Annotated in this window: 22 protein-coding genes; 7 read left to right on the forward strand and 15 right to left on the reverse strand. The window is 57.3% G+C overall.

The window, feature by feature from the left end; translation table 11 throughout:
- Positions 1-73: 73 nt before the first annotated feature.
- From rnhB to rpsB, 15 genes are all read right to left on the reverse strand, one after another.
- On the reverse strand, positions 74-715 hold the full coding sequence (gene rnhB / locus BMS17_RS08885; RefSeq protein WP_046029204.1) for a ribonuclease HII: 642 nt from the start codon (positions 713-715) through the stop codon (positions 74-76).
- On the reverse strand, positions 712-1842 hold the full coding sequence (gene lpxB / locus BMS17_RS08890; RefSeq protein ID WP_046029202.1) for a lipid-A-disaccharide synthase: 1131 nt from the start codon (positions 1840-1842) through the stop codon (positions 712-714). The genes rnhB and lpxB overlap by 4 nt, the downstream gene beginning before the upstream one ends.
- Before the next feature lie 2 nt (positions 1843-1844).
- Entirely contained in the window at positions 1845-2621 is a 777-nt protein-coding gene (lpxA, locus tag BMS17_RS08895; protein WP_046029200.1) for an acyl-ACP--UDP-N-acetylglucosamine O-acyltransferase, read from the reverse strand.
- Positions 2618-3058: a 3-hydroxyacyl-ACP dehydratase FabZ gene (gene fabZ, locus BMS17_RS08900; RefSeq protein WP_007907157.1), complete on the reverse strand. Its 441-nt coding sequence runs from the start codon at positions 3056-3058 to the stop codon at positions 2618-2620. Before fabZ ends, lpxA begins: the two co-directional genes overlap by 4 nt.
- 108 nt (positions 3059-3166) lie before the next feature.
- Positions 3167-4222, reverse strand: a complete 1056-nt coding sequence (gene lpxD, locus BMS17_RS08905) for a UDP-3-O-(3-hydroxymyristoyl)glucosamine N-acyltransferase (protein ID WP_077430792.1) — start codon at positions 4220-4222, stop codon at positions 3167-3169.
- A 2-nt stretch (positions 4223-4224) separates the two neighbouring features.
- Positions 4225-4728 carry an OmpH family outer membrane protein gene (locus tag BMS17_RS08910; RefSeq protein WP_008028980.1) on the reverse strand — a complete coding sequence of 168 codons (504 nt, stop codon included), beginning with the start codon at positions 4726-4728 and terminating at the stop codon, positions 4225-4227.
- Positions 4729-4773: 45 nt separating this feature from the next.
- On the reverse strand, positions 4774-7164 hold the full coding sequence (bamA, locus tag BMS17_RS08915; RefSeq protein WP_046029195.1) for an outer membrane protein assembly factor BamA: 2391 nt from the start codon (positions 7162-7164) through the stop codon (positions 4774-4776).
- 74 nt (positions 7165-7238) lie between these two features.
- Positions 7239-8591, reverse strand: coding sequence for a sigma E protease regulator RseP (gene rseP / locus BMS17_RS08920; RefSeq protein WP_046029193.1), 1353 nt, complete (start codon positions 8589-8591; stop codon positions 7239-7241).
- Positions 8592-8644: 53 nt separating this feature from the next.
- Positions 8645-9835: a 1-deoxy-D-xylulose-5-phosphate reductoisomerase gene (ispC, locus tag BMS17_RS08925; RefSeq protein ID WP_046029191.1), complete on the reverse strand. Its 1191-nt coding sequence runs from the start codon at positions 9833-9835 to the stop codon at positions 8645-8647.
- Positions 9832-10638 (reverse strand): phosphatidate cytidylyltransferase, encoded by an 807-nt coding sequence (locus BMS17_RS08930; protein WP_046029190.1) that lies wholly within the window; start codon positions 10636-10638, stop codon positions 9832-9834. Before BMS17_RS08930 ends, ispC begins: the two co-directional genes overlap by 4 nt.
- Positions 10638-11393 carry a polyprenyl diphosphate synthase gene (gene uppS, locus BMS17_RS08935; protein WP_046029189.1) on the reverse strand — a complete coding sequence of 252 codons (756 nt, stop codon included), beginning with the start codon at positions 11391-11393 and terminating at the stop codon, positions 10638-10640. The genes BMS17_RS08930 and uppS overlap by 1 nt, the downstream gene beginning before the upstream one ends.
- 13 nt (positions 11394-11406) lie before the next feature.
- Positions 11407-11964, reverse strand: coding sequence for a ribosome recycling factor (frr, locus tag BMS17_RS08940; protein ID WP_046029188.1), 558 nt, complete (start codon positions 11962-11964; stop codon positions 11407-11409).
- A complete protein-coding gene (pyrH, locus tag BMS17_RS08945; RefSeq protein WP_003172271.1) occupies positions 11961-12704 on the reverse strand; it encodes a UMP kinase in 744 nt (247 codons plus the stop codon). The genes frr and pyrH overlap by 4 nt, the downstream gene beginning before the upstream one ends.
- Before the next feature lie 209 nt (positions 12705-12913).
- Positions 12914-13777 carry a translation elongation factor Ts gene (gene tsf, locus BMS17_RS08950; protein ID WP_027604480.1) on the reverse strand — a complete coding sequence of 288 codons (864 nt, stop codon included), beginning with the start codon at positions 13775-13777 and terminating at the stop codon, positions 12914-12916.
- A 191-nt stretch (positions 13778-13968) separates the two neighbouring features.
- Positions 13969-14706 carry a 30S ribosomal protein S2 gene (gene rpsB, locus BMS17_RS08955; RefSeq protein ID WP_003219330.1) on the reverse strand — a complete coding sequence of 246 codons (738 nt, stop codon included), beginning with the start codon at positions 14704-14706 and terminating at the stop codon, positions 13969-13971.
- Between the two features lie 371 nt (positions 14707-15077).
- Between rpsB and map the strand changes: the two genes are divergently transcribed.
- The 7 genes from map to dapD all read left to right on the forward strand — a co-directional run bounded on the left by map (position 15078) and on the right by dapD (position 23598).
- The gene (gene map / locus BMS17_RS08960) at positions 15078-15860 is read left to right on the forward strand and encodes a type I methionyl aminopeptidase (RefSeq protein WP_046029187.1); all 783 of its coding nucleotides are present in this window, start codon (positions 15078-15080) and stop codon (positions 15858-15860) included.
- A 45-nt stretch (positions 15861-15905) separates the two neighbouring features.
- A complete protein-coding gene (locus tag BMS17_RS08965; RefSeq protein ID WP_046029186.1) occupies positions 15906-18608 on the forward strand; it encodes a [protein-PII] uridylyltransferase in 2703 nt (900 codons plus the stop codon).
- A 153-nt stretch (positions 18609-18761) separates the two neighbouring features.
- Positions 18762-19961, forward strand: a complete 1200-nt coding sequence (gene dapC, locus BMS17_RS08970) for a succinyldiaminopimelate transaminase (RefSeq protein ID WP_046029185.1) — start codon at positions 18762-18764, stop codon at positions 19959-19961.
- A 168-nt stretch (positions 19962-20129) separates the two neighbouring features.
- The gene (locus BMS17_RS08975; RefSeq protein WP_046029184.1) at positions 20130-20861 is read left to right on the forward strand and encodes a M12 family metallopeptidase; all 732 of its coding nucleotides are present in this window, start codon (positions 20130-20132) and stop codon (positions 20859-20861) included.
- Between the two features lie 328 nt (positions 20862-21189).
- A complete protein-coding gene (locus BMS17_RS08980) occupies positions 21190-21771 on the forward strand; it encodes a M12 family metallopeptidase (RefSeq protein ID WP_052961878.1) in 582 nt (193 codons plus the stop codon).
- 396 nt (positions 21772-22167) lie between these two features.
- Positions 22168-22530, forward strand: a complete 363-nt coding sequence (locus tag BMS17_RS08985; protein ID WP_046029180.1) for an ArsC family reductase — start codon at positions 22168-22170, stop codon at positions 22528-22530.
- Between the two features lie 33 nt (positions 22531-22563).
- Positions 22564-23598 carry a 2,3,4,5-tetrahydropyridine-2,6-dicarboxylate N-succinyltransferase gene (dapD, locus tag BMS17_RS08990; RefSeq protein ID WP_046029176.1) on the forward strand — a complete coding sequence of 345 codons (1035 nt, stop codon included), beginning with the start codon at positions 22564-22566 and terminating at the stop codon, positions 23596-23598.
- Positions 23599-23601: the final 3 nt, after the last annotated feature.

Here is a 23601-nt window from a genome sequence, read left to right on the forward strand (position 1 = left end):
GATCCTGTCTAGAAACGTGAAGACAACAAGGCCCGGATTGTACCGGGCCTTGAGTAAAACATCAGCCTTGCGACTAACTCTCGATCAGACTTTCCCGCGCCTCGTACGCCAGGCGCACCGGGGCGAACGAGCGGCGGTGAATCGGCGTTGGCCCCAAGCGGGCCAGCGCTTCCAGATGAACGGGAGTCGGATAGCCTTTGTGCCCGCCGATGCCGTAACCCGGGTAAATCAGTTCGAACGCGGCCATTTCGCGGTCGCGGCTGACCTTGGCCAGAATCGATGCCGCGGCAATGGCTGGCACCTTGCCGTCGCCCTGCACCACCGCTTCAGCGCGCATCGACAGTTTCGGGCAACGATTGCCGTCGATCATGGCCAGTTTCGGCTGGATGTGCAGACCTTCGACCGCGCGCTGCATCGCCAGCATGGTGGCGTGCAGGATGTTCAGCTCGTCGATTTCCTCGACTTCGGCCCGGGCGATGCACCAGCTCAGGGCTTTTTCGCAGATTTCGTCGAAGAGCTTTTCGCGACGGGCTTCGGTGAGTTTTTTCGAATCATTCAGACCGAGGATTGGACGGTTCGGATCGAGGATCACCGCAGCCGTGACCACTGCACCGCAGAGCGGGCCGCGACCGACTTCGTCGACACCGGCCACGAGGTCTTCGACTTCGGCGACCAGGGTGAAGTCCAGGCCCATCTGTGTGCTGGTTTTGCTCATTGTGTTTTGCCGATCAAGTTCAGTACTGCATCCGCCGCCTGATTGGAGGCGTCCAGACGCAAGGTGCGGTGAATTTCGTCGAAGCCGCGAGTCTGTTCCTCGCCGCCTTCGATCAGAGGGAACAGCGTTTGCGCCAGCGCTTCGACTGTCGCGTCGTCTTGCAGCAACTCAGGCACCAACAGGCGCTGGGCCAAGAGGTTCGGCAAGGACACGTAAGGGCTTTTCACCATCCGCTTGAGGATCCAGAACGTCAGCGGCGCCAGACGATAAGCCACCACCATCGGTCGCTTGTAGAGCAACGCTTCCAGCGTAGCGGTCCCGGAGGCAATCAGCACCGCATCACAAGCGGCCAGGGCCAGATGGGACTTGCCGTCAAGCAAGGTCAGCGGCAGATCGCGACCGGCCAACAGCTCTTCAAGCTGCGCGCGCCGTTCAGGGTTGGCGCATGGCATGACAAAGCGCACACCTGGGCGCATGGCCCGCAAACGCTGGGCAGTATCAAGGAACAAGGCGCCGAGACGGCCCACTTCACCGCCACGACTGCCGGGCATCAACGCGACCAGAGGTCCCTCTGGCAATCCGAGCTCAGCCCGCGCGGCAGCCCTATCGGCCTCCAGCGGGATCGCATCGGCCAGGGAGTGCCCGACAAAACGCACCGGCACGCCCTTCTCTTCATAGAATTTCGCTTCGAACGGAAACAGCGTCAGCATCAGGTCGCAGCCTTCGCGGATCTTCAGCACGCGCTTCTGACGCCATGCCCACACCGACGGGCTGACGTAATGCACGGTCTTGATCCCGGCCTGACGCAGCTTGAGTTCGATATTGAGGTTGAAGTCCGGAGCATCGATACCGATGAACACGTCCGGCTTCTCAGCGATCAGGTCGGCGATCAGCTTCTTGCGACGCGCCAGCAGCTCACGCAACCGTCCCAGCACTTCCACCAGGCCCATGACCGAAAGCCGTTCCATGGGGAAGTATGAGGTCAGCCCCTCGGCCTGCATCAACGGACCACCGACACCGATGAATTCCACTGCCGGATGCCGAGCCTTGAGTGCGCGCATGAGACCCGCGCCCAGAATGTCGCCGGAAGCCTCACCCGCTACCAGCGCAATACGCAGATTAGCCATGATTAACGAGTAATGCCGCGGGTCGAAGACTGGATGGAATCACGGAACACCGCGACTTCCGGGAACTGATCCGAAGGTTCCGCCAGTTCGGCAAGCGCTTGCTCGACGGTCAGGCCCTGGCGATAAACCACCTTATAGGCGCGGCGCAGCGCGTGGATCGCGTCTTCACTGAAACCGCGGCGACGCATGCCTTCGAAGTTCATGCTGCGGGCTTCAGCGGGGTTGCCAAACACCGTGACGTACGCTGGAACGTCCTTGCCGATGGCCGTACCCATACCGGAAAAGCTGTGGGCACCAATGTGGCAATACTGGTGAACCAGGGTAAAACCGGAGAGGATCGCCCAGTCTTCAACGTGTACATGGCCAGCCAACGCGGTGTTGTTGACCAGGATGCAGTGGTTGCCGATGACGCTGTCGTGGCCGATGTGGGCATAGGCCATGATCAGGTTGTGATCACCCAGGGTCGTTTCCGAACGGTCTTGAACGGTCCCGCGGTGAATCGTCACGCCTTCACGGATGACGTTGTGGTCACCGATGACCAGACGGGTTTCTTCGCCTTTGTATTTCAGATCGGGCGTGTCCTCACCTACCGAAGAAAACTGGTAGATGCGGTTGTGCTTACCGATACGGGTCGGGCCTTTGAGAATCACGTGCGGCCCGATCACTGTCCCCTCGCCGATTTCCACACCTGCGCCGACGATCGACCATGGGCCGACCTCAACGTCGTCGGCCAGTACAGCCGTCGGATCGATGATTGCGCGAGGGTCAATCAAACTCATAGTTTGCGTTCCGCACAGATGATTTCAGCAGAGCAGACTGGCTTGCCGTCGACCGAAGCCTGGCATTCGAACTTCCAGATCTGACGCTTGCAGCTCAGGAACTTGGCTTCAAGGATCAACTGATCGCCCGGCAGCACAGGCTGGCGGAAGCGCAGCTTGTCGGAGCCGACGAAGTAGTAAAGGGTGCCGTCCGCCGGTTTCACGTCGAGCATTTTGAAACCAAGGATCCCGGCAGCCTGAGCCATCGCTTCGATGATCAATACGCCCGGCATGATTGGATGCGCAGGGAAGTGACCATTGAAGAACGGTTCGTTGATGCTGACATTCTTGTAGGCGCGAATGCGCTTGCCTTCCACATCCAGATCCACAACCCGGTCCACCAGCAGGAACGGGTAACGGTGAGGCAGGTATTCGCGAATCTCGTTGATGTCCATCATTTCGGGGGGAAGCCTATGTAAAGATTGGGAACGCACGAGTGACGCGCGCTCCTCTAGCAAATCAAGGAGGCAGTCTAACGGCTGTGCACACTTGATATGGAAATGGTATCAGCCATCTGAAGAAGCATTACCGTCAGGGGTCACTTCCCCTACGTGCTTTTCCAGTTGTCGCAGTCGCCGCGCGATGTCATCGAGCTGACGGATGCGTGCCGCGCTTTTGCGCCACTCGGCAGCCGGTTGCATGGCTGTACCGGAAGAATAGGCGCCCTTTTCGGTAATCGAGTGGGTCACCATGGTCATCCCGGTGATGAAAACGTTGTCGCAAATTTCGATGTGCCCCACCAGCCCCACACCACCTGCGAGCATGCAATGCTTGCCGATCTTGGTGCTGCCGGAGATCCCCACACAAGCGGCCATGGCGGTGTGATCACCGATCTGCACGTTGTGGGCAATCTGGATCTGGTTGTCGAGCTTCACACCATTACCGAGAACGGTATCGGCCAACGCACCGCGGTCGATGGCGGTATTCACGCCAATCTCCACATCGTCACCGACCAACACGCCACCGATCTGGGCGATTTTCTGCCAGACACCTTTTTCGTTGGCAAAACCGAAACCTTCGCCACCGAGCACGGCACCCGACTGAATGACCACTCGCTTGCCGATGCGCACGTCGTGATACAGCGTGACGCGCGGGGCCAGCCAGCCGCCTTCGCCGATTTCGCAACGCGCACCGATGAAGCAATGAGCGCCGATGGTCACGCCCGCCGCAATACGCGCACCGCTTTCGATCACCGCAAAGGCACCAATACTCGCCGCTGGATCAACCACTGCATCCGCGGCCACTACCGCTGTCGGGTGAACACCTGCGGGCGCCTTGGGCTTGGGATCGAACAAATGGGAAATACGCGCGTAGGCCAGGTACGGATCCGGCACTACCAGCGCATCACCGGAAAACCCTTCGGCATCAGCGGCCTTCAGCAACAGCGCTGCGGCCCGGCAGTCGGCCAGGTATTTACGGTATTGAGGATTTGCGAGAAAGCTCAACTGAGCTGGGCCAGCCTCTTGCAAAGTGGCTAGCCCAGTAATTTCTTTCTCCGGGTCGCCACGTAGCGTGGCGCCGAGGAACTCGGCCAACTGGCCGAGCTTAATAGTCGCTGTCATGGTTACTTCAGCTGATTCATGCGCTCGATAACCTGGCGAGTGATGTCGTACTGAGGCTTGACATCAATCACTGCACCACGCTCGAAGACCAGGTCAAAAGCACCTTTCTTGATGACTTCTTCCACAGCGCTGTCCAGTTTCGGCTTGAGCTGCTTCAGCATTTCACGGTCGGCAACGGCTTTGGCTTCGTTCAGTTCCTTGGACTGGAACTGGAAGTCACGGGCCTTTTGCTTGAACTCGAGTTCAAGGCGCTCACGCTCACCTTGTTGCATCTTGTCGCCACCGGCCATCAGACGATCCTGAATACCTTTGGCGCTGCTTTCCAGCGTCTTGAGCTTGGTCAGTTGCGGGCCAAATTTCTTCTCGGCATCCACGGCATATTTCTTGGCCGCGTCGGATTCCAGCAGAGCCATCTGATAGTTCAGAACGGCGATTTTCATGTCGGCAAAAGCCGGACCTGCTACCAGTACGGTCGCCAGGAGAACCAATTGAGTCAACTTACGCACGATGCACTCCTACAAAATCCATTGTCGTTATTTTGGGACAGTCGCTTAGAACGTCTGGCCAAGAGAGAATTGGAACACCTGGGTTTCAGCGTTATCCGGTTCTTTTACTGGCATGGCCAATGCAAAGCTCAGAGGACCCAGCGCGGTGACCCATGTCACACCCACGCCGACTGAACTGGCCAGGTTGCTCAGACTGATATCGTTGCACTGCGTGTTGGACTTCGAGTTCGGGTCGGTGTTGGAAAACTGAGTGCACTTGGAGTCAAACACGTTACCCACGTCCCAGAATACCGAAGTCCGCAACGAGCGCTGATCTTTGACGAATGGCAGCGGGAACAGAATCTCCGCACCACCTTGAATCAGGACGTTACCACCAAATGGCAGTGGATCCTGATCCGGGTCAGCGAGTGTGCCCGGGTTGCCTGTGACGCCTTGACCGCGGCTCGGAGTACTACGCGGCCCCAATGTGCTGTCCTTGAAGCCACGAACCGAGTTGAAACCACCAGCATAGTAGTTTTCATAGAATGGCAAGCCATCGGTCGAACCGTAACCATCGCCATAACCCAACTCGGTGTGCAGGCGCATGGTGTAGTTTTCAGACAAAGGCTGGAACAACTGGCCACGGTAATCGAGCTTGAAGAACGATAGGTCGCTACCCGGTACAGTCACTTCCGCGGTCAAGCTTTGAGAATGACCACGGGTCGCCAATACGCCTTTGTTCAGGGTGGACTCCGACCAGCCGGCCGATGCCTTGAAGTTCAGGTACTGATCGCCTTCACGGTTAACGAAGTCGAAGATTTCGTCGACGGTGTACTGACCGGTCTTGATCTTGTCTTGCTGTGCAGTCAGGCCAAAAGTCAGACGCGAGGTCTCGCTGATCGGGTAGCCGACACTGATACCTGCACCCAGGCTATCTACGGCATAGCTGGCTACGTCGACATCGAGATCTTTGTAGTCAGTAGTGCGATAGAAAGCGTTGTAACCCAGGCTCACGCCATCGGCTGTCCAGTACGGGTCGACATAACCGAAGTTATAGCGGCTCTGGTATTCGCTTTTGGTCAAGCCGATGCTGACCTTGTTACCGGTACCCAGGAAGTTGTTCTGAGTGATGGAACCACCGAGGATCAGGCCGGCACTTTGAGCGAAACCAACGCTGGCAGTGATCGAACCGGAAGCCTGTTCTTCAACGCTGTAGTTCACATCAACCTGGTCATCGACACCTGGCACAGCAGGTGTTTCGACGTTCACTTCCTTAAAGAAGCCCAGACGCTCAAGACGAGTCTTGGATTGGTCGATCAGGTAGGTCGAAGCCCAGCCGCCTTCCATCTGACGCATTTCACGGCGCAGCACTTCGTCTTCAGACTTGGTGTTGCCACGGAAGTTGATACGGTTCACGTAAGCACGCTTGCCTGGATCGACCGCGAAAGTAATGTCGACGGTGTGGTCGTCTTCATGCGGCTGAGGCACACCGCTTACGTTGGCGAAGGTATAGCCCTCGTTACCCAGACGGCGAGTAATCAGCTCCGACGTGGTGGTCATCAGCTTGCGCGAGAAAACCTGGCCTTTCTGCACCAGCAGCAGGGATTTGATCTGGTCTTCAGGGACTTTCAGGTCACCGCTCAACTTGACGTCACGAACGGTGTACTTATCGCCTTCGTTGACGTTGACGGTGATGTAGACGTGTTTCTTGTCCGGAGTAATCGATACCTGAGTCGAAGCGATATCCATATTGATATAGCCGCGGTCCAGGTAGTAGGAACGCAGGCGCTCCAAGTCACCGGAAAGTTTTTCCCGCGCGTACTTGTCGTCGTTCTTGAAGAAGGACAGCCAGTTGGTGGTCTTCAGTTCGAACAGGTCGATCAGGTCTGCTTCAGGGAAGACGGTGTTACCCACCACGTTGATGTGCTGGATGGCAGCGACGGTGCCTTCGTTGATGTTGACCTTCAATCCGACACGGTTACGCGGCTGCGGGACCACCTCGGTGTCGACGGTGGCCGAGTAGCGGCCCTGAGCGACGTATTGGCGCTGCAGCTCGTTACGCACACCTTCAAGGGTGGCGCGCTGGAAGATTTCACCTTCGGCCAGACCGGACTGCTTGAGGCCCTTCATCAGGTCTTCAGTAGAGATCGCCTTGTTACCTTCGATCTCGATACTGGCGACCGATGGACGCTCGACTACCGTGATGACCAGGACGTTGCCATCGCGGCCCAGCTGGATATCTTGAAAGAAACCGGTTTTGAACAACGCACGAGTGGATTCCACCAGGCGACGATCGTCCGCCTGTTCGCCGACGTTCAACGGCAAAGCACCAAAGACGCTACCCGCGGAGACCCGCTGGAGGCCATTGACGCGAATATCAGAGATAGTGAAGGACTCGGCGTGAACTTCGGCGATCATCAATACGGTGAGAACCGCAGTTAGCAGCAGACGTTTCATGAAGTCCTTTCTTATTCCAACTGGCAATAAACAAACTGCCGCAAAATGCGGCAGATTCGCAATTCAGCGAAGTGTTACAGACGGCCCAAATCATTGACCAGAGCAAGCAACATCACCCCGACCACCAAACTGATACCGATCTGTATCCCCCAACCCTGCACCCGATCTGACAAGGGGCGACCACGCGCCCACTCGATCAGATAAAACAACAAATGCCCCCCATCCAGTACAGGAATGGGCAACAAATTCAGAACTCCCAGGCTAATACTCAGATATGCAAGGAAATTCAGGAAATCAGCTACGCCCGACTGGGCAGAAGCGCCCGCCACTTTAGCAATGGTTATCGGTCCACTCAAGTTTTTTACCGAGAGCTCACCGAACAACATTTTCTTGAGTGAATCGAGGGTCAGCACGCTCATGGTCCAGGTGCGTCGCGCGCCCTCTCCAATCGCAGCCAATGGACCGTAACTGACTTCTCGAACCATCTCTGGCGGCCAATCGACCGCTTTCACTCCGGCCCCCATGTAACCGGTAGGTGCCTTGCTCTCGCCGCGAGAGGCCAACGTCACAGGGACGTCGATTTGAGCACCATCGCGCTCGATGCGCAGCATGATTTTGGTATCCGGATGCATACGCACGGTGTCGACCACTTGCTGCCAGTCATCCAGCGCCTTGCCGTCAAGGGCAAGCAAGCGATCACCGGTTTTCAGGCCCGCAGCCTGTGCCGGCCCCTTCGGATCGAGTTCGGCGAGCACTGGCGGTAACGCCGGGCGCCAAGGACGAATGCCCAGCGAACGAATCGGATCTGGCTCGTCGGCGCCTTTAAGCCACTTATCCAGTACCAGCTCACGTGGGGAATCCGTCGTGGAACCCTGCTCACGCACCAATAATTGAAGGGTTCCGCTCTCACCAAGACGACGAACCAATTGCAGATTCACCGCAGCCCAACCGGTCGTTGGTTCGCCATCAATGGCAATGATTTCCTGACCGACGCTCAAGCCAGACCGGGCGGCAAGACTGCCAGACTCGACCGCACCAATGACGGGCCGCACCTGCTCGCTGCCGAGCATGGCCAACACCCAGAAAAACACCATTGCCAACAAGAAGTTGGCGATCGGGCCAGCCGCCACGATCGCAATACGCTGACGGACAGATTTGCGATTGAAAGAATGTTCGAGCTGATCGACCGGCACTTCGCCTTCACGCTCATCGAGCATCTTCACGTAGCCGCCCAATGGAATGGCAGCCACTACAAACTCAGTACCTTTCTTGTCGTGCCAGCGCAGCAGCGGCATACCGAAGCCTACGGAGAAACGCAGCACTTTGACCCCACAGCGACGTGCGACCCAGAAATGGCCGAATTCGTGGAAGGTAACCAGCACACCCAAAGCCACCAGGGTGCCGACAATCATATAGAGCGCGCTCATCTACTTTCTCCGCAATTCTATCCGGTGCTGCATGGGCCAACATATGGCAGCACTTACCGCCCGTGACGACTCAACCATTGCCCGGCCAGCACTCGCGCTTTCTCGTCAGCCGTAAACACGGCCTCGAGATCTCCCACTGCGACGACAGGCTCGAGGTTCAACACTTCTTCGATAATACTCGCGATTTCCAGGTAGCGGACCCGCCCGTCGAGAAAGGCTGCAACAGCCACTTCATTCGCTGCATTCAGCATCGCCGGCGCGCTGTTGCCAGCCTCGGCTGCCTGGCGCGCAAGGCGCAGGCAAGGGAAACGCTCTTCATCGGGCGCCTGGAAATCCAGACGCGCAATAGCGAACAGATCCAGCGGTGCCACGCCGGAGTCAATACGTTCTGGCCAGGCCAGAGCATTGGCGATAGGGGTGCGCATGTCCGGATTGCCCAACTGAGCCAGCACCGAACCATCGATATAGTCGACCAGGGAATGGATCACGCTCTGAGGGTGAATAACCACTTCAACCTGGGACGGCTTGGCGTCGAACAGCCAGCAGGCTTCGATCAACTCGAGCCCTTTGTTCATCATGCTCGCCGAATCGACCGAAATCTTGCGTCCCATGGACCAGTTCGGGTGCGCACAGGCTTGCTCAGGGGAAACATGTGCCAATTCGGCCATCGGCGTCTGTCGGAACGGACCACCAGAGGCTGTCAGCAAAATCCGGCGTACGCCGACCACGCCAAGCCCACGGGCGAAATCCTGCGGCATGCACTGGAAAATCGCGTTGTGCTCGCTGTCGATCGGCAGCAATACCGAACCGCTTTTGCGCACGGCTTGCATGAACAGCGCCCCGGACATCACCAGCGCTTCTTTGTTAGCCAGCAGGATTTTCTTGCCGGCCTCAACTGCTGCCAGGGTCGGGCGCAAACCCGCCGCACCCACGATGGCCGCCATGACGGCATCGACTTCAGGATCGGAGGCCACCTGACACAACCCCTCCTCCCCCACCAATACCCGGGTCGACAGGCCGGCAGCACGCAAGTCGTCCTGCAAGCCACGGGCAGGGCCCGCCTCAGGCACGACGGCGAATCGCGGAGTGTGGCGCACACACAGCGCCAGCAGTTCACTCAAACGAGTAAAACCGCTCAAGGCAAAGACTTGATAACGCTCGGGATGGCGAGCAATGACATCCAGAGTGCTCAGACCAATCGAACCGGTCGCCCCCAGAACAGTAATCTGCTGAGGGCGACTCACGGTGCAGCCATCCACAACAATACGGCAAATACCGGGATCGCTGCCGTCAGGCTATCGATTCGGTCAAGGACACCGCCATGCCCTGGCAGCAGGTTACTGCTGTCCTTGATGCCTGATTGACGTTTGAACATGCTCTCGGTGAGGTCACCCACCACCGAAATGAAGACGATGACTGCAGCACCGACCAACCCCATGAGCATCTGGGCGAAACTCCAGTCGCGCACCAGGCCGACGATCGCTGTGATCACCAGGCTCAGCACCAGGCCACCGTAAACGCCTTCCCAGCTCTTGCCGGGACTGACCTGTGGCGCCAGCTTGCGCTTGCCAAAGGCACGGCCGGAAAAATACGCACCAATATCCGCGCCCCATACCAGCACCATCACGGCCATGATCAACCAGTTACCCAAGGGTTCCTGCTTGATCTGGACCAGACCTTGCCAGGCCGGCAACAGGATCAGCAAACCGATCACCAGCTTGCAGGCGGCACTGGCCCAGTGTTCGCTGGAACGCGGGTAGGTCAGCACCAGATACGTCGCCACGCCCCACCAGAGCACTGAAGCGCCCAGAACCCAAGGCGCAAGCCCCGGCAGGATGTGCATGACAAACAGCATCAATGCGACCACGACGGCATAGGCAACGCGAACCGGCTGAGCGTTGAAACCGGCCAGCCTGGCCCACTCCCAGGCACCGAGCGTCACTACTAGCCCGATAAACAGCGCAAAGCCGGAACCTTCGAGCAGGAAAAAACCGCACAAAGCGATCGGCAGCAGGATCAGCGCAGTAATGATTCGTTGTTTAAGCATTAAAACCGGGCTCCAGCCTCGACCTGCTCGCTCGTTTTACCGAAGCGGCGCTGGCGAGAAGCGAAATCGGCCAGCGCGTTTCGCATGGCGTCGTGTTTGAAGTCCGGCCAGAACAGGTCGGAGAAGTACAACTCGGCGTAGGCTAACTGCCACAGCAGGAAGTTACTGATGCGGTGCTCGCCACCGGTACGGATGCACAAGTCCGGCAACGGCAGATCACCGGTGGCCAGACAGGTCTGCAGCAATTCAGGGGTGATGTCTTCCGGGCGCAGATGCCCGGCCTGAACTTCCCGCGCCAGACGCTGGGCAGCTTGCGCGATGTCCCACTGACCGCCGTAGTTGGCGGCGATTTGCAAGACAAAGCGGTTGGCCCCGACGGTCATCGCTTCCGCTTCACGCATGGCAGCTTGAAGTTCGGGGTGAAAACGCGAGCGATCGCCGATGATGCGCAGACTGATATTGTTGTCGTTGAGGCGCTTGGCCTCACGACGCAACGCTTTGAAGAACAAATCCATCAAGGCACTGACCTCATCGGCCGGGCGCTGCCAGTTTTCACTGGAGAAGGCGAACAGGGTCAACACCTCGACCTTGGCCTCAGCGCACACCTCGATTACCGCACGCACCGCATCCACACCCGCTTTATGCCCGGCAACACCCGGCATAAAGCGCTTCTTCGCCCAGCGATTATTACCATCCATGATGATCGCGACATGGCGCGGCACCGCGGACGGTACAGTCTGCTTGGTCTTATCCATGAAAACTCGACCCTTATACGGCCATCAGGTCTTTTTCTTTCTCTGCCAGCTTCGCGTCGATTTCAGCCACGAATTTCTTGGTCAGATCATCAATCTCGCCGGTGGCACGACGCTCTTCGTCTTCACTGATTTCTTTTTCCTTGACCAGGTCCTTGAGCTGACTGTTCGCATCACGACGGATGTTGCGCACTGCAACACGGGCGTCTTCAGCGACATCGCGAGCCTGCTTGGTGAAACCGCGGCGGGTTTCTTCAGTCAAGGCCGGCATGCTGATCAGCAGCAACTCACCCAGGTTGGTCGGGTTCAGGTTCAGACCGGCACTGCCAATGGCTTTGTCGACAGCACCCAGCATGTTGCGCTCAAAGGCAACGACTTGCAGGGTACGGGCGTCTTTGACAGTAATGTTCGCCACTTGCTTGATCGGCGTGTCGGAACCGTAGTAAGGAACCATCACACCCTCCAGAATGCTTGGGTGCGCCTGGCCCGTACGGATACGGCCAAAGTTGTGCGCCAGCGATTCCACGGATTTTTGCATACGCTCTTTAGCGTCTTTCTTGATTTCGTTGATCATTGTTGGCCTTCCTCGATCAGGGTCCCTTCAGCGCCGCCATGCACGATGTTCAGCAAGGCGCCGGGCTTGTTCATGTTAAAGACGCGCAACGGCATCTTGTGGTCGCGACACAGGCAAATAGCCGTCAGATCCATCACGCCCAGCTTGCGATCCAGCACTTCATCGTAAGTCAGATGATCGAACTTCTCGGCATGCGGGTCTTTGAACGGGTCAGCGGTGTAGACGCCATCGACCTTGGTCGCCTTGAGCACGACATCGGCGTCGATTTCGATCGCTCGCAAGCAAGCTGCCGAATCCGTGGTGAAAAACGGATTACCGGTACCGGCCGCGAAAATCACGACCTCTTTGGCGTTCAGATGGCGCATGGCTTTGCGGCGATCATAGTGATCGGTCACGCCTACCATGGAAATGGCCGACATCACGATGGCCGAGATATTGGCACGCTCCAGCGCATCGCGCATGGCCAAGGCGTTCATCACAGTGGCCAGCATGCCCATGTGGTCGCCAGTTACCCGATCCATGCCGGCCGCGCTCAGCGCCGCACCGCGGAACAGGTTACCACCACCGATCACCAGACCAACCTGAACACCGATACCGACCAATTGGCCGACTTCCAGCGCCATGCGATCCAGAACTTTCGGATCGATCCCGAACTCTTCCGAGCCCATCAGGGCCTCGCCGCTAAGCTTGAGTAGAATGCGTTTATAGCGAGCCTGATAACCACTGCCCTGCTGAGCCATTGCGAATCTCTCCTGCGGCGTATTTTAAAAATTCTTTGCGAGCTGTTTACAGCTGCGCTCACTCTAGCTTGGCGCTGCTTCAGCGCCATCGGAACATGGCTTTGTAAGCCAGTTCCAAAGGGAAACCAATTAAAAATTGGTGCCCCATCTGAAAAGAGGCTGCGCGCGTAAGCGGGCAGCCTCTTCAGGGCGACAGTTAAAAAACCGTCTTACTGCTTGGCAGCAGCCAGTTGAGCGGCAACTTCTTCAGCGAAGTTGTCGACTGGCTTCTCGATGCCTTCGCCTACTTTGAAGTAGGTGAAAGAAACGATTTCAGCACCGGCTTTCTTGGCCAGCTCGCCGACCTTGATTTCAGGGTTCTTGACGAACGCCTGCTCAACCAGGCTGGCTTCGGCCAGGAACTTGCTGATACGGCCTTTGACCATGTTTTCAACGATGTTTTCTGGCTTGCCTTTGATTTTTTCTTCGTTCAGCTGCAGGAACACAGCTTTTTCACGCTCGATCGCTTCGGCAGAAACTTCCGAAGGCAGCAGGAACTCTGGGTTGCTGGCCGCTACGTGCATAGCGATGTCTTTGGCCAGTTCAACGTTGCCGCCTTTCAGGACAACTGCAACACCGATCTTGTTGCCGTGCAGGTAACCACCAACAACATCACCTTCAACGCGTACCAGGCGACGGATGTTGACGTTTTCGCCAACCTTGCCAACCAATACCAGGCGATCAGCTTCTTGAGCGGCGATCAACGGAGCGACGTCAGTCAGTTTGTCGGCGAACGCTTTTTCAACGCTAGCAGCAACAAATGCCTTGAAGTCGTCCTGCAGGGCCAGGAAGTCAGTCTGCGAGTTTACTTCCAGCAGAACAGCAGATTTGCCGTCTTCTTTCAGAGCGATAGCGCCTTCTGCAGCCACGTTGCCTGCTTTCTTGGCAGCCTTGATTGCGCCGGAAGCACGCATATCATCAATGGCTTTTTCGATGTCGCCGTCAGCCTTTTCCAGGGCTTTCTTGCAATCCATCATGCCTTCGCCGGTACGCTCACGCAGTTCTTTAACCAACGCTGCAGTAATTGCTGCCATTTTCAAAATCCTCTTGGATAGGTTTTCAACCATTCCACCCGATCGAACGGGCGATCAATTCTTCCCGAACCACCGTTGTAAGCCGCTGCACGTTACAGCTCTGCAAGTGCGGGGCCGACAAACGGTTTTCGAGGTGGCAAAAAGGGGGCCAAGCCCCCTTTTTGCTTACTGAGTCAACGCCAAGGCGTCAATTACTCAGCTGCTGCTACCGGAGCTTCTTCAACGAACTGCTCGGTGCCGCCAGCAACGTGGTTGCGACCGCGGATTACAGCGTCAGCCATCGAACCCATGTACAGCTGGATAGCGCGGATTGCGTCATCGTTGCCTGGGATGATGTAGTCAACGCCTTCCGGGCTGCTGTTGGTATCGACTACGCCGATAACCGGGATGCCCAGCTTGTTGGCTTCGGTGATCGCGATGCGCTCGTGATCAACGTCGATAACGAACAGAGCGTCTGGCAGACCGCCCATGTCCTTGATACCACCCAGGGAACGATCGAGCTTCTCAAGATCGCGAGTGCGCATCAGCGCTTCTTTCTTGGTCAGCTTGGCGAAAGTACCGTCTTCGGCTTGTACTTCAAGGTCACGCAGACGCTTGATGGAAGCACGGATGGTTTTGAAGTTGGTCAGCATGCCGCCCAACCAGCGGTGATCGACGTACGGCGAACCGCAACGTGCTGCTTCTTCAGCAACGATCTTGCCAGCGGAACGCTTGGTGCCGACGAACAGAATCTTGTTTTTGCCCTGGGCCAGACGCTCTACGAAAGTCAGAGCTTCGTTGAACATTGGCAGGGTTTTTTCAAGGTTGATGATGTGGATCTTGTTACGCGCGCCGAAAATGTATTTACCCATTTTCGGGTTCCAGTAACGGGTTTGGTGACCGAAGTGCACACCGGCCTTCAGCATATCGCGCATGTTGACTTGGGACATGATAGTTCCTTAATAAGTCGGGTTTGGCCTCCACGTATCCCAATGACCAACCAGCAGCATCAGCTGAAGGCACCCAGGTCATCGTGTCGACACGTGTGTGGATTTAAGCCTTTCGGGGTATCCCCGGAAAGCGGCGCATTTTATACCACAAGGCTCGCAAAAACGGAACCCGGATTCTCAAATCCGGACGCGCGTCTTAAATCGCCCCTTGGAATCATCAAGAATGCGCCTATCTATAGAGAGATGCTAAGCACTGAGGCTCAGATTTGCGCTGATCGTCTGATAGAATCAGGTTTTTCAGGGCTGCGCAGATCAATCGCACACCGCCCATTTCGTTTTGACAAGCGCCATTGAGCGCAGAGAGAGCCTGTATGACCGTCACCCTCAAAACCCCAGAGGACATCGCAAAAATGCGCATCGCCGGCAAACTGGCCGCCGATGTGCTGGAAATGATTGCCGAACATGTCAAACCGGGCATTACCACCGAAGAGCTGGATCGCATCTGCCACGACTACATCGTCAACGAACAGAAAGCCATTCCTGCGCCGCTCAACTACAAGGGTTACCCGAAGTCGATCTGCACTTCGATCAACCACGTTGTCTGCCACGGCATTCCGAACGAGAAGCCGCTGAAGGATGGCGACACGCTGAACATCGACGTCACCGTCATCAAGGACGGTTATCACGGTGATACCAGCCGCATGTTCCACGTCGGCACCGTGCCGGTCTGGGCCGAGCGCCTGTCGCAAGTGACCCAGGAATGCATGTACAAGGCGATTGAAATCGTCAAACCCGGCTGCCGCCTTGGCGACATCGGCGAAATCATCCAGAAGCACGCGGAAAAGAACGGCTTCTCGGTGGTTCGCGAGTTCTGCGGTCACGGTATCGGCAAAGTGTTCCACGAAGAGCCGCAGATCCTGCATTACGGCCGCGCCGGCACCGGCATGGAACTCAAGGCGGGCATGACCTTCACCATCGAACCGATGATCAACCAGGGCAAGGCCGACACCAAAGTGCTGGGCGATGGCTGGACCGCGATCACCAAGGACCGCAAGCTGTCGGCCCAGTGGGAGCACACCCTGCTGGTTACCGAAACCGGTTACGAGATCTTCACCCTGCGCGCCGACGACACCATCGCGCGCGTTTCGGCCTGATCCGTTCCGCAAAGCTCTCAGCCTTATAGACAGGAAAGCCAATCGATGCCGCAGGTGGATCCCGAACTCTTCGACCGCGGCCAGTTCCAGGCTGAACTGGCCCTGAAGGCAAGCCCGATTTCAGCCTTCAAGAAGGCGATCCGCCAGGCCCGCGAGGTGCTCGACGGGCGCTTTCGCAGCGGCCGCGACATTCGCCGGCTGATCGAGGACCGCGCCTGGTTCGTCGATAACATCCTGCAAAAGGCCTGGGAGCAGTTTAACTGGAGTGAAGACGCCGACATCGCGCTGGTCGCGGTCGGTGGCTATGGTCGCGGTGAACTGCACCCTTATTCCGACATCGATTTGCTGATCCTTCTGGACAGCGCCGATCACGAAGTTTTCCGCGATTCCATCGAACGTTTTCTGACCTTGCTCTGGGACATCGGCCTGGAAGTCGGTCAGAGCGTGCGCTCGGTGGACGAATGCGCCGTTGAGGCCCGCGCCGACCTGACGGTGGTCACCAACCTGATGGAAAGCCGCACCATCTGCGGCCCTGAGCGCCTGCGCCAGCGCATGCTGGATGTCACCAGCACCGCGCACATGTGGCCGAGCAAGGACTTCTTCCTGGCCAAGCGCGCCGAGCAGAAGGCCCGCCACCACAAATACAACGACACCGAATACAACCTGGAACCCAACGTCAAAGGCTCGCCGGGCGGATTACGGGACATCCAGACGATTCTCTGGGTAGCCCGTCGTGAATACGGCACCCTGAACCTGCGTGCACTGGCTGGCGAAGGTTTTCTGGTAGAGAGTGAAAACGCCCTGCTCGCCTCGTCCCAGGAATTCCTGTGGAAGGTCCGTTACGCGCTGCACATGCTCGCCGGTCGCTCCGAGGATCGCTTGCTGTTCGATCACCAGCGTTCGATTGCCGGGCTGCTGGGCTTCGTTGGCGATGACGCCAAGCAAGCCATCGAAAACTTCATGCAGCAATATTACCGGGTGGTCATGAGCATTGCGCAGCTCAGCGACCTGATCATTCAGCACTTCGAAGAAGTCATCCTCGCCCCGGACGATGAAGCGCCGCCGCAGCCCATCAACTCGCGGTTCCAGCTGCACGACGGTTATATCGAGGCACGCAACGACAACGTGTTCCGTCGTACGCCGTTCGCCATGCTGGAAATCTTTGTGTTGATGGCCCAGCAACCGGAAATCAAAGGCGTGCGCGCCGATACCATCCGTCTGCTGCGCGAGAACCGTCACCTGATCGACGACGAATTCCGTAACGACATTCGTAACACCAGCCTGTTTATCGAGCTGTTCAAGTGCAAGATCGGCATCCACCGCAACCTGCGCCGGATGAACCGTTACGGCATTCTCGGGCGCTATCTGCCGGAGTTCGGCTTGATCGTCGGGCAGATGCAGCACGACCTGTTCCATATCTATACGGTCGACGCGCACACCCTGAACCTGATCAAACACCTGCGTAAGTTGCAGTACAGCCAGGTATCGGAAAAATTCCCGCTGGCCGCCAAGCTCATGGCCAAGCTGCCCAAGCCCGAGCTGATCTACATGGCCGGGCTCTACCACGACATCGGCAAGGGCCGCCATGGCGACCACTCGGAAATCGGCGCGGTGGATGCAGAGGCTTTCTGCCAACGCCATCAGTTGCCGGTGTGGGACAGCCGCCTGATCGTCTGGCTGGTGCAAAACCACCTGGCGATGTCGACCACCGCCCAGCGCAAGGACTTGTCCGACCCGCAGGTGATCCACGATTTCGCACAGGCCGTCGGTGACGAAACCCGCCTCGATTATCTGTACGTGCTGACCGTAGCCGACATCAACGCGACCAATCCGACCCTGTGGAACTCGTGGCGCGCCAGCCTGTTGCGCCAACTGTATACCGAGACCAAGCGCGCCCTGCGCCGCGGCCTGGAAAATCCGGTGGATCGTGAAATGCAGATCCGTCAGACCCAGAGCGCCGCCCTGGACATCCTTGTGCGCGGCGGAAACGATCCGGACGATGTCGAACAGCTGTGGTCACAACTAGGCGATGACTATTTCCTGCGCCACACCGCTGGCGACGTCGCCTGGCACACCGACGCGATCTTGCAACAACCTGCCGACGGCGGGCCGCTGGTGCTGATCAAGGAAACCACGCAGCGCGAGTTCGAGGGCGGCACTCAGATCTTTATTTATGCGCCGGACCAACACGATTTCTTCGCCGTGACCGTGGCGGCGATGGACCAGCTCAACTTGAACATTCACGACGCCCGGGTCATCACCTCCAGCAGCCAGTTCACCCTCGACACCTATATTGTGCTCGACACCGACGGCGACTCGATTGGTGATAACCCGGCGCGGGTCAAGCAGATCCGCGATGGCCTGACCGAAGCCCTGCGCAACCCGGACGACTACCCGACCATCATTCAGCGCCGGGTGCCGCGCCAGCTCAAGCATTTTGCCTTTGCGCCCCAGGTCACGATTCACAACGACGCTCAACGTCCGGTGACCGTGCTGGAACTCACCGCCCCCGACCGTCCGGGCCTGTTGGCGCGGATCGGCACGATCTTCCTGGAGTTCGACCTATCGCTGCAAAACGCCAAGATTGCCACGCTGGGTGAGCGGGTGGAGGACGTGTTCTTCATTACCGACGCCAATAACCAGCAGTTGTCTGACCCGCTGCTGTGCAGCCGCTTGCAGGATGCAATCGTTGAACAACTGAGCGTCAGCCACGAACCCGATATCAAACTGTCACGACTCAGTATCTGAATTAACCAACTTTCCCTGTGGGAAAACGCTTATGTAGGAGCCGGGCTGGCCCGCGATAGCATCACCTCGGTGCACCTGACAAACCGAGGCGCCTGCATCGCGGGCAAGCCCGGCTCCAACAAAAGCCAGCCCCCACACCGAACGAGATTTACGATGAACAACGCTCTGACCCAGTTGCAGCCCTACCCGTTCGAGAAGCTCCGCGCCCTGCTCGGCAGCGTCACGCCAAACCCGGACAAGCGCCCTATCGCGTTGTCCATCGGCGAGCCGAAACACCGCTCGCCAAGCTTTGTCGCCGAAGCCCTGGCCAGCAATCTGGATCAGATGGCCGTGTACCCGACCACCCTCGGCATCCCGGCCCTGCGTGAAGCCATCGCCGCATGGTGCGAACGGCGTTTCAGCGTTCCGGGCGGCTGGCTCGACCCGGCGCGCAACGTGCTGCCGGTCAACGGCACCCGTGAAGCGTTGTTCGCCTTCACCCAAACCGTGGTCAACCGTGGCGAAGACGCGTTGGTGGTCAGCCCGAACCCGTTCTATCAGATCTACGAAGGTGCTGCGTTCCTCGCCGGCGCCAAGCCGCATTACCTGCCATGCCTTGACGAAAACGGCTTCAACCCGGACTTCGACGCCGTTTCGCCCGACATCTGGAAGCGCTGCCAGATCCTGTTCCTGTGCTCCCCGGGCAACCCGACCGGCGCACTGATTCCGGTCGAGACGCTGAAAAAGCTGATCGCACTGGCCGACGAATACGACTTCGTAATCGCCGCTGACGAGTGCTACAGCGAACTGTACTTTGACGAGCAAACGCCGCCGGCCGGCCTGCTCAGCGTTTGCGTGGAACTGGGTCGCAAGGATTTCAAGCGCTGCGTGGTGTTCCATAGCCTGTCCAAACGCTCCAACCTGCCGGGCCTGCGCTCGGGTTTCGTGGCGGGCGATGCCGACATCCTCAAGGGCTTTTTGCTGTATCGCACCTACCACGGTTGCGCGATGCCGGTTCAAACCCAACTGGCCAGCGTGGCCGCGTGGAATGACGAAGTGCACGTGCGCGCCAACCGCGTGTTGTATCGCGAGAAATATGATGCCGTGCTGGAAATCCTCAGCCCGGTGATGGACGTACAGCGCCCGGACGGCGGCTTCTACTTGTGGCCGAATGTTGAAGGCGATGACGAAGCGTTCTGCCGTGACCTGTTTGTCGAAGAACATGTAACGGTGGTGCCAGGTTCTTATCTATCCCGTAACGTCGATGGGGCCAATCCGGGCGCTGGTCGTGTGCGGTTGGCACTGGTTGCGCCACTGGCCGAATGTGTTGAAGCGGCCGAGCGAATTCGCGATTTCATCAAACGCCGCAAGTAAGTATCCCGGCCCGCATTACGCAAGGTAGTGCGGGCTTTCTTTTATAGTCAGTTACATATCACCTGAAAATAAACCTTACCGAACTGCAGAGCGCCCATTACTCTCATGCAGCACATTACTGTGCGCAAAAACATCACAATCACTCTCACTTCATGGAAGAAGTAGCCAATGAACAGCATTGAAAACTGCACACTTATCCAATGGTACGACGACCAACAAGCCTATGACACGGCCATTAACGAAAACCCGCAGAATGCCGGCACCGCCAGCGGCACTCGACGCAAACGCTCGCTGGTTGACTACTCAAAGCTCTGGGCAAATGGGCGCACACTTAAAATCGCCTTTATCGACGCACCCAACGATGAACACAAACAGAAAATCATCAAGGCGGCCAATCAATGGTTGCCGTACATCAACCTGACCTTTGAGTTCGTTGAAGGGCTCAAAGGTGACATCCGAATAGCCACAAAGAATAACGACAACAGTTCAATGCTGGGTACCGACGCACTATTGATTCATCCGGACTGGCCGACCATGAACCTGGGGGTCCCTCCCGAACATGAAGATTTCGACGTGATCGTCACTCACGAGTTCGGGCATGCATTAGGTGCGATGCACGAACATCAGCATCCCGACGCCAGGATCCCCTGGGACAAACCAAAGGTGTATGAGTTCTATCAGAACCGAGCGATGAACCCATTAAGCAAAGAAGAAGTCGATAGAAACATTTTCACTCCATTCAACTCCCTGTCAGCGCTTTATACGCCGTATGACAGAAAGTCCATCATGCACTACCCCGTCGCCAATACATTAACGACAGGCAACTGGAAAATCCTCACCAACCGCACAATCAGTAAAAAAGACAAGCGCCTTATGAAGTTGCTTTACCCGAAGCACTGACAAATACAATCGCACTGACAACACCTATTTCCACTCCGCATTACTTAATGCGATGCGGAGCTTTCCAAATCAAACACACACCGAAACACCCTCGCTCTTTCTATCCGCGCAGATACCACTTAAAAATAGCCCAACGCACACTTCATCAACTTCGTATCGCGTACAACCTGCAAAACACACTTCAACTACTCAACATCAAAGACCAGGCAAATAAATAACCATGACGTTTCCAACACCTTGCACTCCTCCCGACACCACTGACACGAGCTCAACTCGATCAACACGAAGCATCGGGATAAGTAATAAATTCTGGACTAACGGGCAAACTTTGCGTATCGCCATCACTCGCTATGACGAAGCGATGTTTCAAGCCGTCGTCAATGCAATCAACCAGTGGGCACCCCACGTCAATCTGAAATTTGAATTCATTGAACTTGACGATAATGATGAACTGTATGAAGGGGATATCCGGATACTACTCTCCCACCTGAAAAATGGCGCGGGCTCCTCGGAACTCGGCACAGATGCGCTAAAAACGCCGAAGCACAGTCCCACGATGGTAGTGGGGATCGATTATGAATCTCCGTTATTCGCCACTATTGTCATGCATGAGTTCGGTCATGCCCTCGGAGTCGAGCATGAACACCAACACCCTGACGCGACGCTGGACTGGAATACACCGGCCATTTACAGAGAATTCAAAAAGGCTGGCTGGACCGAGGAACAGATTTACCTGAACGTTCTGAAAAAATTCCATCGAAGCCAGGGTCATCAATTGACCTATGACCCAACATCAATCATGCATTACTCCTTTCCCGCCAGTGTCATGTGGGACAAAAAAGCCATCCCCCGCAACATTGGGCTTTCCGAACAGGACATCCAATTCATCAGCTCGATTTACCCGCGTTAGAACACTGTCGAATCGGCCGCTGATTACTTTGAACACTGCCAGCAGATGCCGATTTCCAGACTTGATCCACGCCTTGAGCTCAGCCGCCAACGCGGCTTGAGTCGCGCTCACCGCCCTCCGATCAAGCGCGAAACGCCGACCCCACATCAGGATGTAGTCGGCGCTTGCATAAACCGTCGCCCCCCAGGCAATCGACAGCATTGAAGTGCCACATTAGCCGCTTAGACTGCATCCTGGCCGCGGCACCCATGCCGCACTCCAGCGCAGACCACCTTTCAACACCGAAATCCCTGCGGAAGGGAGCCTGCTCGCTTCCACAGGTTTTGGGTTTTAACCGAGAGGCCATGGCATAATCCCAGACCTTTCATTTCCAGCACCTGCAAAGGGGGCAATTCCTTGACCGTTTCAAGTAAAACGTTGCACCTTTTCGGCATCAAAGCCTGCGACACCATGAAAAAGGCGCGCACCTGGCTCGATGAACACGCTGCCAGCTATGACTTCCATGATTACAAAGCGGTCGGCATCGACCGTGAACACCTGACCCAATGGTGCGATGAGCACGGTTGGGAAGTGGTGTTGAACCGTGCAGGCACGACCTTTCGCAAGCTCGACGACGAACGCAAAGCCGATCTCGACCAGTCGAAAGCCATCGAACTGATGCTCGCACAACCCTCGATGATCAAGCGCCCGGTGCTTGATCTCGGTGACCGAACCCTGATTGGCTTCAAGCCAGATATCTACGCGGCAGCGCTCAAGTAAGCCAGCCCGTTCAATTTTGTTAGAGGTATTCACATGTCCAATTCCCTGTTCAGCGTGGCCTTCGGTGTCGGCACCCAAAACCGTCAAGGCGCATGGCTGGAAGTGTTCTACGCCGCCCCTGTCCTGAATCCATCGGCTGAAGTCATCGCCGCCATCGCGCCTGTTCTTGGCTACACCGAAGGCAATCAGGCCATCGCGTTCAGCACCGCCCAGGCTTCGCAACTGGCCGAGGCACTCAAAGGCGTCGACGCTGCCCAGGCTGCACTGCTGACCCGTCTGGCCGAGAGCCACAAGCCGCTGGTCGCGACGATTCTGGCCGAAGACGTTCAACTGACTTCCACGCCTGAGGCTTACCTCAAGCTGCACTTGCTGTCCCACCGCCTGGTCAAGCCACATGGCCTGAACCTGGCCGGTGTGTTCCCGTTGCTGCCGAACGTGGCATGGACCAGCCAGGGCGCGATCGACCTGGCCGAGCTGGCCGAGCATCAACTGGAAGCCCGTCTGCGCGGCGAGCTGCTGGAAGTGTTCTCGGTGGACAAGTTCCCGAAAATGACCGACTACGTGGTACCGGCCGGCGTACGTATCGCTGACGCGGCACGTATCCGCCTGGGCGCCTACGTGGGCGAAGGCACCACCGTGATGCACGAAGGTTTCGTCAACTTCAACGCCGGCACCGAAGGACCGGGCATGATCGAAGGTCGTGTTTCGGCAGGCGTATTCGTCGGCAAGGGTTCGGACCTGGGCGGCGGTTGCTCGACCATGGGCACCCTGTCGGGTGGCGGCAACATCGTGATCAAGGTCGGCGAAGGCTGCCTGATCGGCGCGAACGCCGGTATCGGTATCCCGTTGGGCGACCGCAACACCGTGGAGTCTGGCCTGTACGTGACCGCCGGCACCAAAGTGGCGCTGCTGGACGAAAACAACAAGCTGGTCAAAGTCGTCAAGGCGCGTGAACTGGCCGGTCAACCTGACCTGTTGTTCCGTCGCAATTCGGAGACCGGCGCCGTGGAATGCAAAACCCACAAATCGGCCATCGAACTGAACGAAGCGCTGCACGCTCACAACTAAGCA

The organism is Pseudomonas sp. C9 (assembly GCF_002000165.1).
Classification (GTDB): Bacteria; Pseudomonadota; Gammaproteobacteria; order Pseudomonadales; family Pseudomonadaceae; genus Aquipseudomonas.

Excerpts from the sequence above, each read along its gene's own strand:
- rnhB (WP_046029204.1), bottom strand. The coding sequence starts at position 715 with ATGAGCAAAACCAGCACACAGATGGGCCTGGACTTCACCCTGGTCGCC.
- lpxB (WP_046029202.1), bottom strand. The coding sequence starts at position 1,842 with ATGGCTAATCTGCGTATTGCGCTGGTAGCGGGTGAGGCTTCCGGCGAC.
- lpxA (WP_046029200.1), bottom strand. The coding sequence starts at position 2,621 with ATGAGTTTGATTGACCCTCGCGCAATCATCGATCCGACGGCTGTACTG.
- fabZ (WP_007907157.1), bottom strand. The coding sequence starts at position 3,058 with ATGATGGACATCAACGAGATTCGCGAATACCTGCCTCACCGTTACCCG.
- lpxD (WP_077430792.1), bottom strand. The coding sequence starts at position 4,222 with ATGACAGCGACTATTAAGCTCGGCCAGTTGGCCGAGTTCCTCGGCGCC.
- bamA (WP_046029195.1), bottom strand. The coding sequence starts at position 7,164 with ATGAAACGTCTGCTGCTAACTGCGGTTCTCACCGTATTGATGATCGCC.
- rseP (WP_046029193.1), bottom strand. The coding sequence starts at position 8,591 with ATGAGCGCGCTCTATATGATTGTCGGCACCCTGGTGGCTTTGGGTGTG.
- BMS17_RS08930 (WP_046029190.1), bottom strand. The coding sequence starts at position 10,638 with ATGCTTAAACAACGAATCATTACTGCGCTGATCCTGCTGCCGATCGCT.
- uppS (WP_046029189.1), bottom strand. The coding sequence starts at position 11,393 with ATGGATAAGACCAAGCAGACTGTACCGTCCGCGGTGCCGCGCCATGTC.
- frr (WP_046029188.1), bottom strand. The coding sequence starts at position 11,964 with ATGATCAACGAAATCAAGAAAGACGCTAAAGAGCGTATGCAAAAATCC.
- pyrH (WP_003172271.1), bottom strand. The coding sequence starts at position 12,704 with ATGGCTCAGCAGGGCAGTGGTTATCAGGCTCGCTATAAACGCATTCTA.
- tsf (WP_027604480.1), bottom strand. The coding sequence starts at position 13,777 with ATGGCAGCAATTACTGCAGCGTTGGTTAAAGAACTGCGTGAGCGTACC.
- rpsB (WP_003219330.1), bottom strand. The coding sequence starts at position 14,706 with ATGTCCCAAGTCAACATGCGCGATATGCTGAAGGCCGGTGTGCACTTC.
- map (WP_046029187.1), top strand. The coding sequence starts at position 15,078 with ATGACCGTCACCCTCAAAACCCCAGAGGACATCGCAAAAATGCGCATC.
- BMS17_RS08965 (WP_046029186.1), top strand. The coding sequence starts at position 15,906 with ATGCCGCAGGTGGATCCCGAACTCTTCGACCGCGGCCAGTTCCAGGCT.
- dapC (WP_046029185.1), top strand. The coding sequence starts at position 18,762 with ATGAACAACGCTCTGACCCAGTTGCAGCCCTACCCGTTCGAGAAGCTC.
- BMS17_RS08975 (WP_046029184.1), top strand. The coding sequence starts at position 20,130 with ATGAACAGCATTGAAAACTGCACACTTATCCAATGGTACGACGACCAA.
- dapD (WP_046029176.1), top strand. The coding sequence starts at position 22,564 with ATGTCCAATTCCCTGTTCAGCGTGGCCTTCGGTGTCGGCACCCAAAAC.